Source organism: Brasilonema octagenarum UFV-OR1, assembly GCF_963888615.1.
GTDB lineage: Bacteria > Cyanobacteriota > Cyanobacteriia > Cyanobacteriales > Nostocaceae > Brasilonema > Brasilonema sennae.
The window spans coordinates 1-731 of the sequence record NZ_CAWPKW010000075.1; the positions used below are offsets into that span (position 1 = coordinate 1).

A 731-nucleotide genomic window follows, 5' to 3' on the forward strand; every position below is an offset into this window, starting at 1 on the left:
CGCATCTGTGATTGTTTCTTGCTCTGAAGCAGATAATTTTGAAATGGTCATACTTGTTCCTCTCAATGTGTGCAATCAATAAAAAAGGTGGGTAGTACCCACCTATGTCAAAAATTACCAAGGGATTGGCTTGCGCGAATTAAAGAAACCACCTGTTGGACCATCTTCTGGAAGTGTAGCAAGCCATACAGGAGTGTCAGCACCTTCTTCTACTGTTCCTGGTGCATCTGCACTGCCCATGTCTGTCTGCACCCAACCGGGGCAAGCAGAATTGACCTTAATTGGTGTATCAGTTAATTCCTTAGAAAACTGAACTGTGATTTCATTGAGCGCTGCTTTACTCGCTTGATAAGCTAGCCCTCGCAATCCAAAATAGTGTGAGTTGGGATCAAGGGTGTCAGTCATGGAGCCAAGAGTACTTGACATATTCACGATGCGACCAGCATTACTCTTGCTAATTAGAGGTAGCGTTGCTTGCAATACTGCAAAAGCACTGAAGAAATTTGTCTCGAATGTCTGTTTTAAAACATTGAGATCAAGGTCGCTCGGATTCGTTCCCGAGTCAATGTTAATGCCTGCATTGTTGACCAAAATATCGAGCTTACCAAAACGTTCTTCAATCTGTTTGGTAGCAGTGGCGATAGAGGAGATATCTGTCACATCAAGTTTGATATGGTGCACATCAAACCCTTCAGCCTGTAATTTTTCCGCTGCTTCCTTACCTTTGGTTT

Annotated in this window: 1 protein-coding gene; it reads right to left on the reverse strand. The window is 43.2% G+C overall.

Translation table 11 applies throughout. The annotated features are described in order from the left end of the window. Positions 1 to 114: 114 nt before the first annotated feature. The coding region (locus AC5590_RS05610) for an SDR family oxidoreductase (protein ID WP_169269037.1) at positions 115 to 731 on the reverse strand (617 nt) is incomplete at its 5' end.